The sequence below is a fragment of the Massilia sp. X63 genome (assembly GCF_041023745.1).
Lineage (GTDB): Bacteria > Pseudomonadota > Gammaproteobacteria > Burkholderiales > Burkholderiaceae_D > Telluria.
Genome location: NZ_JBFTEF010000024.1, coordinates 1 through 15157 on the forward strand (window position 1 = coordinate 1; position 15157 = coordinate 15157).

Here is a 15157-nt window from a genome sequence, read left to right on the forward strand (position 1 = left end):
GGAGCCTCGAGGTGATTCGCCAGGAAATGTAGAGTGTCGTCGAACATGGCGACGAAGGTTAACAGCGTTGCCGCGCGTTTACAACGACAAAATAAAAATGCCGTTCAGTCTTAACTGAACGGCATTAGGGCATTGGCCCCGTTCTTCGTTGCAAGCGGCTGATCAGCCGTTCTGCTGCTTCAGTTCCACCCTGCGCGCCACGCCCGACGGCCCCGGGAAACCCTCGAAGGCGCTCTGTACCAGCGCCGGCATCACGGCCGGGGTCGACAGCTCGCGGCTGGTGTTGTGCACGGTGACCTCGAACAGGCGCTTGCCGTCGGTCGCCGACTTGATGCCGATCTGCAGTTCGCGGCGGTACTGGTGCTCGACCGAGACCTGGTAGGCCGGACTCCAGAACGGATCGTAGAACGGGCTGTACCAGCCGCCCCAGTAAGGGCGGCGTACGCCGCGGTAGCCGAAGCGCGCCGCCGGATGGTAGAAGGGGCGGTAGAACGGATCGTAGAACGGCGAGATCGGTTCGACCACGCGCACCGGCACGTCGGTGGTGGTGAAGCGCATCGAGACCGTCAGCGCCGGCTTGCCGCCGCCGGCGTCACGGAAGCCCAGGCGCGCCAGCTGGCCGCGCACCAGGTCCTGGTAGGCGCGGTATTCGAGCGTGTCGTCGTGCACCGGCGGCGCTTCGAACATGTAGCTCTTGTCCTGGATCTGCGCCGGCCACTGGTGGAAGGTGGTGACGTCGCTGCGGATCGTGGTGGCGCATCCCGTCAACAGCAGTGCGAGCGCCGCTCCGGCGGCGATCATCAGGCGTTTCATTGCTTTCTCCTTCGTTATGCGGACTTTTCCTATCCTCTTGATTACTGCCTGTTCAGAAACTTGAGAAAATTATTTACACGCGGTTACGGCATCCACATTCCGATACAAGCAAAGTGTAGCGGGCACTCGAAAATCTTGTTGGTAGAATAAACACTTCACCCACTGTCTTTTCGGACTTCCTATGCGCACCGATACGCCCCAGACGATTTACCGGAGTGATTACACCCCCCCGAGCTACCTGGTGGACACCGTGGAACTCGGATTCGACCTCGATCCCGCCCGCACGGTGGTGGCCAACCGCATGACGGTGCGCCGTAACCAGGACTGTCCCCACCAGCGCACGATCGAACTCCATGGCGAAGACATCGAACTGGTGGCGCTGCGCATGAACGGCCGCGAACTACAGAGCGGCGAGTACATCATCGGCAACAACCTCCTGAGCATCCCGAACGCGCCGGAAGAAGCCGTGCTCGAGATCGAGACCATTTGCGTGCCGGAACAGAACACCACCCTGAGCGGCTTGTACACCTCGAACGGCAACTTCTTCACCCAGTGCGAGGCCGAGGGCTTCCGCCGCATCACCTATTTCCCGGACCGTCCGGACGTGATGGCGAAGTACACCGTGATGCTGCGTGCCGACAAGGAACGCTATCCGGTGCTGCTGTCCAACGGTAACCTGCTGGAAGAAGGCGAGCTGGGCGACGGCCGCCACTACGCCAAGTGGGAAGACCCGTTCAAGAAGCCTTCCTACCTGTTCGCGCTGGTGGCCGCGCGCCTGGTGTGCCAGGAAGAGCGCTTCCGCCTGGCCGACGGCCGCGACGCCCTGCTGCAGGTGTGGGTCGAAGAGGGCAACCTCGACAAGACCGATTACGCGATGCAGTCGCTCAAGCACAGCATCCGCTGGGATGAAGAGCGCTACGGCCTCGAACTCGACCTCGACCGCTTCATGATCGTCGCCACCAGCGACTTCAACATGGGCGCGATGGAGAACAAGGGCCTGAACATCTTCAACACCAAGTTCGTGCTGGCCAACCCGCGCGTGGCCACCGACATCGACTTCCAGGGCATCGAGGCGGTGGTGGCGCACGAGTACTTCCACAACTGGACCGGCAACCGCGTGACCTGCCGCGACTGGTTCCAGCTTTCGCTCAAAGAGGGCCTGACGGTGTTCCGCGACCAGGAATTCACCGCCGACATGATCGGCACCAGCACCGGCCGCGCCGTCACCCGCATCGACCAGGTGCGCACGCTGCGCCAGGCCCAGTTCCCCGAGGACGCCGGTCCGATGGCGCACCCGGTGCGTCCGGATTCCTTTGTCGAGATCAACAATTTTTATACCGTCACGGTGTACGAGAAGGGCGCCGAAGTGGTGCGCATGTACCAGACCCTGCTGGGCCGCGAAGGCTTCCGCAAGGGCATGGACCTGTACTTCGAGCGCCACGACGGCCAGGCCGTCACCTGCGACGACTTCCGCCTGGCGATGGCCGACGCCAACGGCCGCGACCTGACCCAGTTCGAGCGCTGGTATGACCAGGCCGGCACCCCGGAGCTGCGTTTCGAGACCCGCTACGACGAGGCGGCCCGGACCTACACGCTGACCCTGTTCCAGTCCTGCCCGCCGACCCCGGGCCAGCCCGACAAGCGCCCCTTCCACATCCCGGTGGCGGTCGGCCTGCTCGACCGCGAGGGGCGCGACATGCCGCTCACCGTGGACGGCAAGGACATGGGCAGCACCGCCGTGCTCGAGCTGACCGAGGCCGAGCAGACCTTCGTGTTCAGCAATGTGACGGAACAGCCGGTACCGTCCGTGCTGCGCGACTTCTCGGCGCCCGTGATCCTGCGCCACGGCTACAGCGACAACGACCTGCTGCACCTGTTCAGCCACGACAGCGACCCGGTCAACCGCTGGGAAGCGGGGCAGCGCCTGGCGATGGGACGCCTGCTCAAGCTGACCGGCGAGGCGCCGGCCTCCAGCCGCCTGAGCCTGGACGACACCTTCATCGAGGCGATGCGCCGCATGCTGGTCGACCAATCGCTCGACCCGGCCTTCCGCGAACAGGCCCTGCTGCTGCCGAGCGAAACCATGATCGCCGAGCAGCTCGATACCGTCGATCCGCTGGCCGTGCACATGGCGCGCCAGTTCATGCGTGCCAACATCGGCGCCCGCCTGCGCGAGGAACTGCTGGCCCAGTACCAGGCCAACCAGACCCCCGGCCCGTACAGCCCGGATGCCGCGTCCGCCGGCAAGCGCGCCCTCAAGAACCTGGCGCTGTCCTACCTGAACGCCGCCCCGGACGCCGAGACCATCGCGCTGGCGCTGCGCCAGTGCCGGGAAGCCGACAACATGACCGACCGCGCCGCAAGCCTGAGCGCCCTGATCCACGCCCGGGCGCCCGAGGCCGAAGCCGAGTTGGCCCGCTTCTACGACGAATTCCAGGGCGAGGCGCTGGTGGTCGACAAGTGGTTCGCGATGCAGGCCTCGGCCCCGACCACCGACATCGCCAAGGTGCGCGAACTGATGCGCCATCCGGCCTTCAACCTGCGCAACCCGAACCGCGCGCGCAGCCTGGTCGCCACCTACTGCATGAACAACCCGGTCGAGTTCCACGCGCCGAACGGCAGCGGCTACCTGTTCTGGGCCGAGCACGTGACCCTGCTCGACGCGCTCAACCCGCAGGTTGCGGCCCGCCTGGCGCGCGCCATGGACCGCTGGCGCCGCTACACGCCGGAACTGCAGCAGCACATGAAGACGGCGCTGCAGCAGGTGGCGGGGCAGCAGCGGCTGTCGAACGACGTACGCGAGATCGTCACCAAGGCGCTCGCTAATTAATGTAGGGTGGGCGGGTCTCCCGCCCACGCGTTCGACTCCCGCATGAATGGATGCGGCGCGTGTTTTCACACACGGTTCGAACGCGTGGGCGGACAAGCCGCCCGTCCTACGAATAAATTTGAAACCAAACCAAAGGAAGTCCATGAAACGCGTCAGTCTTACGCAGTACCTGGTCGAGGAACAGCGCCTCCACCAGACCATCAATGCCGAACTGCGCCTCCTGATCGAGGTCGTGGCGCGCGCCTGCAAGCGCATCAGCTATTCGGTCAGCAAGGGCGCGCTCGGCGAAGTGCTGGGCAGTGCCGATACCGAGAACATCCAGGGCGAAGTCCAGAAGAAGCTCGACGTGATCTCCAACGAGATCCTGCTGGAGGCGAACGAGTGGGGCGGCCACCTGGCGGCGATGGCCTCGGAAGAGATGGAAACCATCCGCCAGATCCCGAGCCGCTACCCGAAGGGCGAGTTCCTGCTGATGTACGATCCGCTCGACGGTTCCTCGAACATCGACGTCAACGTCTCGATCGGCACCATCTTCTCGGTGCTGAAGGCGCCGGAAGGCATGATCAACCCCACCGAGCAGGACTTCCTGCAGCCTGGTACCCAGCAGGTGGCGGCCGGCTATGCGGTCTACGGCCCGCAGACCATGCTGGTACTCACCACCGGCAACGGCGTGCACTGCTTCACCCTCGACCGCGAAATGGGCTCGTGGGTGCTGACCCAGAGCGACATGCAGATCCCGGAAACCACCAAGGAATTCGCGATCAACATGTCCAACAAACGCCACTGGCACCCGCCGGTGCAGCGCTACGTCGACGAGCTGCTGGCCGGTTCCACCGGCCCGCGCGGCAAGGACTTCAACATGCGCTGGATCGCCTCGATGGTGGCCGACGTGCACCGCATCCTGAACCGCGGCGGCATCTTCATGTACCCGGCCGACATGCGCGACCCATCCTCGCCGGGCAAGCTGCGCCTGATGTACGAAGCCAACCCGATGGCCATGATCGTCGAGCAGGCCGGCGGCGCCGCCACCGACGGCAGCAAGCGCATCATGGAGATCCAGCCGACCAAGCTGCACCAGCGCGTGCCGGTGTTCCTCGGCTCGAAGAGCGAGGTCGAACTGGTCACGGGCTACCACGCGGCGTGATTTTTTAATAATTTATGGCTGAGTGCCGAGCCGGACTAGCAAGTTGCCGGAGTTGTTTGCTAGAATACGGCTCTTCGTCGGGTTTGCCCGCGTAGAGCCGCTGTAGCTCAGTCGGTAGAGCAGCGCATTCGTAATGCGAAGGTCACCAGTTCGATTCCGGTCAGCGGCACCAAAATTCAGCAGTAGGATCAAAGGGTTACATGCACAAGCGTGTAGCCCTTTTTTCTTTTTCGCGGCCTCCCTCTGATCGTGTAACCGCTGTGTAACCCAGCTTCGTCTACGGTTTTGTCTGTTCGCCGTGCAACGTCACTTGGTCTTTGCTTACGCCTGTATGGTGGCGGTACGATATGGCCATGACCAGCTATTCTGCTCCCTCCGTCCACGCATGCCCCGGCTGTAACGCTTTCTTTCTTCGCCGGCGGCTTCGCAGCATCAACTTCTTCGGCACGCGGGATTGGTCCGATGGTGTGCCAACCATGTCGTGGCGGCAGGAACCCTTGGTCCGGTGTGACGCGTGCGCGGCGCTGTTCTGGCTGGGCGATATCGAGCCTGTAGGGGTCATGCCCGATGCGGTGCGACCCATTGGTCGGTTGAAGAGGGCTTGGCTGCGTTGGCGCGGCGACCCGGAGAGGCAACTTCAGGCTCAGGAAGAATGGACCGAGGCCATGAAGTCATGGGGGCAGGCGCAGTATATCGGACGCGTCAATTTTGACGACGTGGTGTACGTGTTGTCACGCTCGAAGGGCATGGGCAGGAATCGGTTGCTCTGGCTCAGGAATCGCATCTGGTGGGGTTTGAACGACCGCTACCGCAGCCGATCCGATGGGTCCCCTGTCCTCGACGCGCCCAGCTGGCCAGCGGCCGCAGAGCGGTCCAACATGGAGGTCATCCTGGATATTCTACGAGATGGCGAGCAGCAGCCGGGCAGCATGATCCAGCAAGGAGAACTGCTGCGCTTGCTGGGGCGTTTCGATGAAGCGATCGCTCTGCTCAGGGCTGTGCCAGCGGACGGACATAGTGAGGTCCGAGCGGTGAAGATCGAAAGACTGGCACGAAGTGGCGATAAGCAAGTGCGAGAGATAAGCGCTCCCACTTGGTAAGTTCAAGAGCGTTTTATAAAACCCTTTATTTGCTCTAAGAGCAACAAGCTCGTACACTGAGCCGTATTGAAGGTTTGCTTTCGGCTGCGCAGTCGAAACCGGACATCTTAGCGTGATTTATTTTCCGTTTTGACGTGCCTCCTATAATGCGGCAAGCTCATCCAGTAAACACTGTCATGACTCCAGAAGCGCTGGTAGGTCAGGTACTTCCAATTATTCGCAGCATCCCGAACCAAAAGCTCGGGTCTGAAATGGCGTTTCTTGTCGGCGGTTCGGACGTTCAGCGACTCGTTGCCTCATGGGATAAGTTGGAGGAGCATTTCGCTGCGGCCAAGCTCGCAATCGTAAGGGACGAGTTTTCGGTACGGTTTCCGTTGCTATCCGAGCAAACAGAAGGATTCACCTTCGGCCTGCTCAACCCTGCGGCAAACCGCTACATGGACTTCCTCAAGCCGCGTGAGACATCAGACATCACGAACCTGGTCATGCAGTTGCTGGACGATGTGTACCCGCCTACCATTGGGTTTTGGGGGAAGCAAAAGAGGATTTCGAGCTATATGACACTAGGCCTCAAAATCATCAAGGCCTTGACGGCATATTCACAGCACATAGAAGCTACCCTGCACCCCTTCGCTGAAGCCTTTGGAGTGCGGGCAGACTAACGCCGCCAGACGCGGCTAGGCACTTAGCGGTTTATCACGAGGGGCAGCACTAGACCACCACGAGGTGGCAGCAGCAAATCACCTTGGCGCATTCATTCGCGCGCGCTCGCTTACTCAAAAGGAATCTGCTTTTCCCGCTTCATCGCGGCTATGGTTGACTACGACGAACCGCATCCGGCCAGGAGCAGAAATACGAACGTGGAAAAGTTGAGGCGCGAGGAGAACTTGGCCAGTGCCGAAAGCATGTTCCAAATGAGACTAGATCAAACCTTTCACATGGAATCCCGTTTTGGATAACATTGTGTACAATTTTTCGTTAAATCATAATTTTATACGCGGGAGGCGCTTTGAGCTTTATTGAAGGTCAGTTTGTTTACATGATGATGATGGAAGGTGACGCATCTCGCCTAAAGATCGGATATTCGAACAATCCAATTCGACGGTCTAAAGAACTATATTCGACAGGGGTTCCGTTTCCATATCACGTGCTACATGCTTGGTCTGTTAGGGATATGATTGCAGCTGAGAAAATTGTTCACAATGCGCTGCGGGACTATCGCATCAATCCTAATCGAGAAATTTTCGAGGTTTATGAAAAGTTTCCAGATTCAATCGATTACAATTTGCCGGATGTGATCAATGGTCTCAATATCGCTAACGAACTGGCGTACTTCATCAATCAGTTATTCGACTCGTTGGGGGTGGAGTATGGCCGTTGGTACCCTAATGACCTGGAGACTTATCATCGAAACATGGAGGCTCACCAAAGAAATCTGAGAAAAGGTTATCTAAAATCTAACTGAGACAAATTATGAGCAAATGGAAATGGGCCAATGATGTCCTTTATTCGATGTGCAAGGCAACGCCTGAGCATAAAGAGGATGAGGTAATTATAGGTAAGATTTGCTTGATTGGCAGAGCGACTGCGGCAGCAATCGAGCGGCGCCGTGAAGATTATGTTGAAGAGGATGAGGATTTTTATCTAGAAAAAGTGGCGCCGATGATTAGCGCCTCTTCGATCGATACATGGATTAATAGAACTCGGCATGTTGATTACTTAACCCGAGATAACATGAAGCCTGTTTTATATGCCCACTATGAGTTAACAAATCTATTTTCTGAGATTAGCGGTCTAAATAAAGCCTCTTTGGCATCTAAATATTTGCACTTTCATATGCCGAATGCATTTTTTATCCTTGATTCGATAGCAGAGCGATCTCTCGCAAAAAAAGCTACGTCCCGGGTGTATATTCGAGAATTAGAAAAGTATGGGGTTAAGATCGACCATATAAATGATCGCTACGCCCGATATGTTCTTCGCTGCCTTGATTATCGGGATAATCTCAGCAAGAAAAATCAGGGTCGTAAGTTCACGCCGAGAGATATAGACGACATATTGTTCGATCGATTTGCCGATGGCCCCGTAGAGACGGCAGAGCCATAACTGCTTACCGGCGGCTCATTTGTAGATTTTTGCGGAACGTCCACTTCAGATCGGGACTAGTCGTTCGTGACATTCTGTGAATTTTCTGTGTGAACAAGATGCTATGCTGGATAAAAGTGGCGGGATTGGTCGGAAGCAGACGTCACACGGCTATAAACTACAGTTGCAGGCTGATTGCCGCCGTCCAGTTCCTTCTTTCACGCCTGTTAATGTACGTATTGAACGGCTTTACGCTTGCTTCGCCGTCCGGATAGGGCAGGTGGGTGTTTCTTTTTAAGTAGGCTAGTCAGATGCTGCTCGTGAATCTCAGTCGATAATCTCCAAATAGCAAATTCCATTCATATATGATTTCTCCATCGACGCTTGACCCCGCTCAGGAGATCCGCATCGAAGCGGTTCATCGCGGGTTCCTCTATCAGCATCTTTATGCGGCCGCGTGTCTTCTGAATTCGGGACAGACCGGCGCGATATCGGTTACGGTCGAGCGTGATGAGGATATCGAGCAAGTCACACCGGCAGGGCGAACTTACATCCAAGTTAAAACACGTGGCCAAGCAATCATTCCGGCAGACATCAAATCGGCTCTGGAACGTTTTGACGCCTTGCGGCAAGAGCATGCGCAGGGCCGCCGACCAGGCCGAGCGACGTTCGTCGTAGTAGTCAACCGTGCCTTGGGGCCGATGCTCTCTGATCAAGTCAGGACAGGCCAGCTGCCAAGTGACGTCGAGTTCCTTTGGCCAGGCCGCGTCTGTACGGGCACCCTTGGTCAACTTCCACCTGCTTGGTCAGGCATCGAAGAGGCAGTCTCTTGGTGCGTTGATCGAGCCACGACAGTCCCCCTCGCCATGCTGGCGCCCGACTCCCTCGTGTGGAAACTGGCTGGACGTGTCCTGGCCGCAGCCGCCGGAGAGGCGCCCCATGCGGATCACACCTTCGTGATCGCGGATTTGCCGTCGCTGTTCGACCAGATCGTGATTCAACTGCAGGATTTCCCTGCGCCACCGGAGCAGTATCGCCCCCAGGAGAATGAGCCTCAGATCGATTCGAATTCACGGGTTCGGATCGTTTCCGGCTTCTCCGGCGCCGGGAAAACCGCTTGGGCTTCGCAGGCGGCCACCTTCAGTAGCCACAACTGCGCGTACTTCGACTGTTCGGAGACGCCAGGGGAGGCCCTCGCCCTCTCGCTGGTGCGTGAGCTGGCCGCCAAGTTGGCCGGCGCCGGCTCAGATGCGGTGCGTAAGATTTTGCTGCCGGGCGCCACTGGCGTCGAGTCGCTTCGCCAGTTGGACATCTACCTCAAGAGTGAGGGCCTGTCGCCAATTGTGGTGCTGGACAACGTACATCGTGTTTCTGCTGAGAGCCTTAAGCGCATGGTCGATGTCACGTCAGCCTTGAAGTTCGTACTCTTGGCGCAGCCGTTGGGGACATTGTCCGAGATCGAAGCCCTTCTAGGCCTTAGGCGAGAACCGCTGAATGGGTGGAGTGTTGACGATGTTGCAGCGGCGGCCGTTGGGTGGGAATGTCGAGGTGATGCAGCCACGATGGGCCGTTTGAAGGCACTGACGGCTGGCATGCCCCTGTTCGTTAGGAGCGCGGCCACGATTGCCCGCGAAGACTATGACGGTCGAATCGACCAGATGTGCGACGCCGTTGACGCATTGACCAACCTGACTCAGACCGCACAAGAAGTCATCTTGGCAAAGGTCTTCGACGCCTTCCCCCTCGCTGCGCAACAAACCATCGCCGTGCTGAGCCTGTCCGATATTGGCCTGGTCCCAGACGAGGTCAAAAAGCTGCTGGAAGAGGCCCTCGGAATGGATGGGCAAGCAGTTGCTGGTGTGATCCGGACATTGCGAGCTGCAGGTGTCGTGGAGATTTATGGTAACAAGGAAATTCGGCTGCATGACGCCATCCGTGTTGTCGGAAGCCAGCACTTTTCCAGCATGCCCAAAGAGATCGCGTCGCGGGCTCGGAATGCCCTCAGGGAACTGATAGTTGAGTCTTTTGAGCGTGACCGTTCTACAGCGCGCTTCTCGCAATACACCCGGCTGCTGCTGGCTACTGGGGATGTTAAGACGCTAGTAGCACTCGTCGGCGAAGAGATGTTTCACGAAATGGGCGTGGCCGCAGAAATCTGGCACGGGCTAGAGGGGCTGGTCGCTAAAGACGGGTCAGATCCGGAGCAGCAGTATTGGGCTCTGGATGGCCTTGTCTTCTCGGACATGAAGCTCGGACACATGGATCGTGTGGCGCCTAGGTTGGAGGCGATGGAGCAATTGATCAACAGTGGCAAGCTCGGTGAGGACGAAGTTCAGTCCTTTATGATGAAGCGCATGCTTCATCTCGCGCATCTAGGTGACGCGACGGGCGTTGAGCGCGCGATTCGCGACTTGGACAGCCACGTGCTGGACAAGCCTGTGCATCGGCGCGTCTTCCTCTACAACGCGGCGGCGGCGCTCTATGGTCTTAAGCGCTACAAAAGTGCGATGAGGGCGGTCGAACAGGTGATCGACGAGACGTTCACGGCCCTCGGCATTCGGCCTGATCAAGTCTTTGGCGTGAAGCAGGCCGAGCTCTGGGCATTGATCAATAAGCCGGGACTTGATCAGGGGGACATCAAGCGACTTGCAGATGCGCTCGAACTCAAGGCCCTGGTGACTGGCAAATTGCACTTGTCCGCGCCTTTCGCTCGACTCCATGCGATGAAGTTTTACTCCCTCACCGGCGCCATCGACTCGCTCATACGCGTCGGGCAAGACCTCGCCGACGAGTTCGTTGCACGACATGATTTCGTAGGTGCGCGTGAGGTTCTTGAGCAGCACGTCATCCCAGTGGTAGTAGGCAACCAGCTCCTGAATAGGCACTTGGATGTTCGCGCGCAGTATGCCGTCGTTCTGGCCTACTGCGGCTTGTACTCAGAGGCCGAAAGGGAGATGGAAAGGCTTCAAGCTTACGCGGCCGGTCTGCCACCCGAGGCCCGCATGACCCTCGAGAACCAACGCCAGCTAGTTGCGAAAATCAAGGCCAATCCGATACCGCAGCGGCGCCCTGGAGAGGCGGCTCTGGCAATTCAAAGGAGCAAGCCGATCTCCGCCGGGGTTAAGATCGGCCGCAATGATCCCTGTCCCTGTGGTTCAAGTAAGAAGTTCAAGAAGTGCGGCTGCGGGCTCGCCGGATAGTTGTGACGTGCAAACGAGTCAGATCAGAAAATACCTGACCACAGTACTCTCGACAGCGGACTACCCGTTGGCAAACATCCGAACTTCTACTTCGCGTCGAACGCGAACTCGACGTCCTACGCGCGCGCGCATACCACATGAGAAGGAAATGTTGACCATTTTAGTCAGGATTTTCGCCGCGCTAGAAGTTGTGGATATTTGATACTCACGAGAGGCTTCTCATAATCTTCTCTTAAAAAAAGAGAATGTTGGTAAAGGCTGCAAACCCGCATGGATACTGGGTTTCAATGAAAAATAGGGATAAAAAACCCCTAAATTCTCCAATTCTCCACCCCTCCCTTTTTTATTGGAAAGCCGCTCTTCAGGGGCATTCAGGTGTTTATTTTTCAGTTGATGTGGATATTCGGATCTAGAAATCTTGAAAGCTAGTCTCCATGCGGGTTTCGGCTGTTTTTCACTTATGGATGTTCGGTGGATGTTCGTGGATATTCGACATGGTCGAGCATGCAGCCGGCCGGCGACGGCTTCCTCGGCCGGGGTAGCTTCACTTTGCGGTAGCCTCGTGATCGCCTGAAATCGGCAGGTTCAGAACGGCACCTCATTCTCTGGGGGGAGCGAGCCCCGGACAGGAACTGGCAGGTTTGTTACCACGAAAAGGTTGAGGATGTCTTCACGATCCATGAACATGATCTGGCTGCGCTTCGTTGCGTCCAGTTTGTTGCCTAGCCAGTTCCGCGCCTGCTTGGTGATCTCTCCGCCGGCTACGATGAAAGCGTGATCGACCAAGACTCGCTTGCCGATCTCCGGGTCGAACACTTCATGGCCGAGCATCATGACGACCTGATTATAGATTTCGGCGATGTTGGCGTTGCTACCTTTGCTCATGCCGGCAGCGTCTAGTTTGTCCTTCTTAACCTGGATGCCGAAGTACAGCACATGCTGGGTAGGCAGGGTAAACTTCATCCAGATGTCTTTCCCGTACTCTAGAGCCTTGTCTTTATGACCAGCAGCAGTAATGCGGTGGAAGCCTAGCTGCCGGAACAGCGGCAGCAGTACCTCCTCAATCAATTCGTCTTCGGACGCGGCATCGAGATAAGCGGTTAGCTGTTCGCGTCGCGCCAGCTCGGCGGCAGAAAATGGTCTATGGGGATTCGCCGGAGCCATCGCCACCGTATTGGTCAAAATATGGCGGAGGTAGCATTTCTTATCATCGGCATAGAAGGGCTCGAACCCTTCCCTGGCTAGAGCTGCGGTCAGCATGGATAGTGCCCCTGGCCGGTCGGGTCCTTCGTTCTGAGCGTCGGCTTGGTCCATGAGTCGCTCAATCACGCGAGCGAATGTACCTGGAGGTGTGTTGGGATAAGGCTGTGGTTCAGCGAGGATCGAACTCAAAGTGTCTGCCACCCAGAACTGGCGCGTTGATCCGTCATGGACGTAGTCAGTGTCGCAGTCCATGAAGAATTCCGTGAGGCGACCGCTGCTACGATAGACGAAAAAAGGCTTTTCAAGGTCCGGATTTCCACAGATCATATTAGCGATCTGCATAAGCGTACGCTGCTTAAACTGCATATAACATCCTTAAAGGATCTGACTGTTTTTAGGGCCACGACGGAAGTTATTTTCGATCTTTTCTTTATATTTTGTCTCGTTGCCGGCGTCGACCTCTGCTATTGTCGAGAAGGTGATAGTCAGAATGGAATGTCATCCAAGTCTTGTGAGTCACTGCTTGAAAATCGTTCGGTGCCATACATGTCTTCATAATTGCGCACAGACAAAGCATGTTCTAGTTCATCTGCAAATGCTCTTATCGTACCAATTAGGGTTTTAATTTCTGCGCGTGAAACAGTTATCGGTTCTCCTGTTTTGCTAAATCCACTGCGATGGACAATGTCATGGCGTTTAATGACGGCATCGATAAATGGCTTAAAGGATGGTAGCTTTACTCGTAATCCATGGGCCATAAGCGGAGCCACGACATCGAATCGGTGCCACACCAAATTTTGAAGATAGGCCTTCACCATATCTTTTATGCTGTCGAGCTTTTTGTAGATATCGCCTAAGAGCATAGGCTGTTCGCTGAATGCTTTATGCTTGGTGACAATGTCTTGTAGCGATTTTGGATCCGACTCTACCGCGTAGCTCATCGTCTCCCACAAGTATGATTCGAATGCTGTAATTGCGCTGCTAAAGGAAAGTTGTTCAAGCAAAGTAAGTGCCTGAGGAGTGCCTTGGACACTCAAAATTTCGATTATCTGATCCAGCCGTGTTTCTAATACATTTCTCGGCTCTTTGGAATTTTTGACATATACATCAAGTGCGTCAAAATAATCGTCTTCCCAGTCGCGTGGCGCCCACTCGGAGCCAGTTTTGTCTATCAAATCATTGATAAGTGACTTCATCACCCTATATGGAACCGAATTATGAAATCGATCTTGTATGACTTCGTCAGGATCGTAAGGCCCACCATGAACAAATATATAGCCCCCTTCTGACGACATGTAAGGGGTCTCTATGGCTGGGTCGCAATAACGTGACAAGAACCACTCCTGCATCGCTTGTTTCTGAAGATGTGGTGGCGCAGACTTAAGCCAATGATCGTCGATTTCAATTTTAGTAGACTCGTTGCGATAAGCTTCTATAGGAAGCTCAAAGCATTCGTCGTTATCATAGTTTCTATTGTTTTGTCCCACTGATAACTCCTAATATGTCACAACCTTTAGTGTAGCGGGTTTTGCTTAAAACATGAGCAGGTGCATAAAGCGGGTTGACGCTAACGAGACCCTAAAACCCCAAATCGCGACATGCCAGAGGCACGACGGCTTATGCCAGATAGACCTGCCTCTTGTTCACCAAACTGAATAATGTCATCTAAAACGCCGGCAAAACTGTGTGGTGATGAATTAAAGTGCATACCGAAATAGGTGCCCTGAAACGAGGTTTGGGCAACGTCACGATTTTGCTTTCGTCCTGTCATCTGTGAAGAGCCGCTGCCAAGAACGAACCATCCAAAGTTGGCAGCTAACTCTGTTAATACGAAAAGTCCAAATCCTGAATTATCGTAAGTGTTTGGTTCGGTGGCTGAAGCAAGTGCTGTTCTGCTTACGCCTGGGCGCACTGCAAGAAGTAACGCGCTTTCATCATCAGAAAGATCGGCTTCTGGTGTTAATGTCGCTGCCAGGCCTACACCTTCATCGATAATAGCTATTTCTACCCGGCCATCCGCCCACCGCTGGCCACAAATAAAGCATTCGTCTATTTGAGCATGCTCGAAAACATTTCTGATCACTTCTCTAATGCAATAAGCGTACGTACGAAGCTCCTCAGTATCATCGGCTGAGCCTGCTACGACGGCTGCGAGACTGCGAGATACATCCATAATTGAGTCGTACCATGCATTGAGTCCGTCCGTCTCAATGTTTACGCTCGGCCGCTTAACTAATTTAATAGGTAGATAACGCGCAGAGCCTTTTGCTTGACCTATCTGTTTACCTTGGTCTATTTGAAGGAAATCGAAGAAGCCAAGATGCATCAGATAGCTATGGACCTGGATTGATTCATCTATTCCCCGGTGCCATGACTTGTATCCGCATGCCCTACGATAATCACGCCATTTACGCAGTTTAGACCCCGCCACTAGCATGCCAGTTGGCATTGAGTACCTTAATTTTCTAAAATCGATAGTGACGTGATCGACGTCGAGTGTCGCATCTAAATCATCCAGCAGGCGCAAAATGCTTTCGCGATCAAAGATGGTCGGTATAAGTATATCCATTAATTATTTTTCTCAAATTCGTGTAACACTGTCGGCCACCTCATTGGGTGATTGTTGACCTTTAGGAACACAGTAGTGTACGAGCTTTGTTGGCTTATTTGCAATTCCTTGGTTGTAGGATGAATCCTACACTGTTGTGCTCGATGCTAAGCACACGGGTCGAATTATTTTTTAGAGACAAATAATGGGCCTCCATCCAACACAAAATAGAGC

11 protein-coding genes and 1 tRNA gene are annotated in these 15157 nt (G+C 55.7%); 8 read left to right on the forward strand and 4 right to left on the reverse strand.

Translation table 11 applies throughout. The annotated features are described in order from the left end of the window. Positions 1-162 precede the first annotated feature (162 nt). A complete protein-coding gene (locus AB3347_RS24865) occupies positions 163-813 on the reverse strand; it encodes a DUF4136 domain-containing protein (RefSeq protein ID WP_369094363.1) in 651 nt (216 codons plus the stop codon). Between the two features lie 181 nt (positions 814-994). Here AB3347_RS24865 and pepN point away from each other — a divergent pair, with 181 nt between their 5' ends. From pepN to AB3347_RS24905, 8 genes are all read left to right on the forward strand, one after another. After that, complete coding sequence (gene pepN / locus AB3347_RS24870; protein ID WP_369094364.1) at positions 995-3643, forward strand: aminopeptidase N; 2649 nt, start codon at positions 995-997, stop codon at positions 3641-3643. A 142-nt stretch (positions 3644-3785) separates the two neighbouring features. Beyond that, positions 3786-4787 carry a class 1 fructose-bisphosphatase gene (locus tag AB3347_RS24875; RefSeq protein ID WP_369094365.1) on the forward strand — a complete coding sequence of 334 codons (1002 nt, stop codon included), beginning with the start codon at positions 3786-3788 and terminating at the stop codon, positions 4785-4787. Positions 4788-4883: 96 nt separating this feature from the next. Next, a tRNA-Thr gene (locus AB3347_RS24880) sits at positions 4884-4959 on the forward strand. A gap of 181 nt (positions 4960-5140) precedes the next feature. Then, complete coding sequence (locus tag AB3347_RS24885; RefSeq protein WP_369094366.1) at positions 5141-5887, forward strand: hypothetical protein; 747 nt, start codon at positions 5141-5143, stop codon at positions 5885-5887. 176 nt (positions 5888-6063) lie between these two features. After that, entirely contained in the window at positions 6064-6549 is a 486-nt protein-coding gene (locus tag AB3347_RS24890) for a hypothetical protein (protein WP_369094367.1), read from the forward strand. 347 nt (positions 6550-6896) lie between these two features. Then, positions 6897-7352: a GIY-YIG nuclease family protein gene (locus tag AB3347_RS24895; protein WP_369094368.1), complete on the forward strand. Its 456-nt coding sequence runs from the start codon at positions 6897-6899 to the stop codon at positions 7350-7352. A gap of 8 nt (positions 7353-7360) precedes the next feature. Further along, positions 7361-7993 carry a hypothetical protein gene (locus tag AB3347_RS24900; RefSeq protein WP_369094369.1) on the forward strand — a complete coding sequence of 211 codons (633 nt, stop codon included), beginning with the start codon at positions 7361-7363 and terminating at the stop codon, positions 7991-7993. Positions 7994-8337: 344 nt separating this feature from the next. Next, entirely contained in the window at positions 8338-11172 is a 2835-nt protein-coding gene (locus AB3347_RS24905; protein WP_369094370.1) for an AAA family ATPase, read from the forward strand. Between the two features lie 585 nt (positions 11173-11757). Here AB3347_RS24905 and AB3347_RS24910 read toward each other — a convergent pair. The 3 genes from AB3347_RS24910 to AB3347_RS24920 form a co-directional block, all read right to left on the reverse strand. Next, complete coding sequence (locus AB3347_RS24910; protein WP_369094371.1) at positions 11758-12741, reverse strand: hypothetical protein; 984 nt, start codon at positions 12739-12741, stop codon at positions 11758-11760. 119 nt (positions 12742-12860) lie between these two features. Beyond that, positions 12861-13862, reverse strand: a complete 1002-nt coding sequence (locus tag AB3347_RS24915; protein WP_369094372.1) for a hypothetical protein — start codon at positions 13860-13862, stop codon at positions 12861-12863. A gap of 80 nt (positions 13863-13942) precedes the next feature. Beyond that, a complete protein-coding gene (locus AB3347_RS24920) occupies positions 13943-14944 on the reverse strand; it encodes an ATP-binding protein (protein WP_369094373.1) in 1002 nt (333 codons plus the stop codon). Positions 14945-15157 lie beyond the last annotated feature (213 nt).

Coding starts and splice junctions, on each gene's coding strand:
- AB3347_RS24865 (WP_369094363.1), bottom strand. CDS start 813: ATGAAACGCCTGATGATCGCCGCCGGAGCGGCGCTCGCACTGCTGTTG.
- pepN (WP_369094364.1), top strand. CDS start 995: ATGCGCACCGATACGCCCCAGACGATTTACCGGAGTGATTACACCCCC.
- AB3347_RS24875 (WP_369094365.1), top strand. CDS start 3,786: ATGAAACGCGTCAGTCTTACGCAGTACCTGGTCGAGGAACAGCGCCTC.
- AB3347_RS24885 (WP_369094366.1), top strand. CDS start 5,141: ATGACCAGCTATTCTGCTCCCTCCGTCCACGCATGCCCCGGCTGTAAC.
- AB3347_RS24890 (WP_369094367.1), top strand. CDS start 6,064: ATGACTCCAGAAGCGCTGGTAGGTCAGGTACTTCCAATTATTCGCAGC.
- AB3347_RS24900 (WP_369094369.1), top strand. CDS start 7,361: ATGAGCAAATGGAAATGGGCCAATGATGTCCTTTATTCGATGTGCAAG.
- AB3347_RS24905 (WP_369094370.1), top strand. CDS start 8,338: ATGATTTCTCCATCGACGCTTGACCCCGCTCAGGAGATCCGCATCGAA.
- AB3347_RS24910 (WP_369094371.1), bottom strand. CDS start 12,741: ATGCAGTTTAAGCAGCGTACGCTTATGCAGATCGCTAATATGATCTGT.
- AB3347_RS24920 (WP_369094373.1), bottom strand. CDS start 14,944: ATGGATATACTTATACCGACCATCTTTGATCGCGAAAGCATTTTGCGC.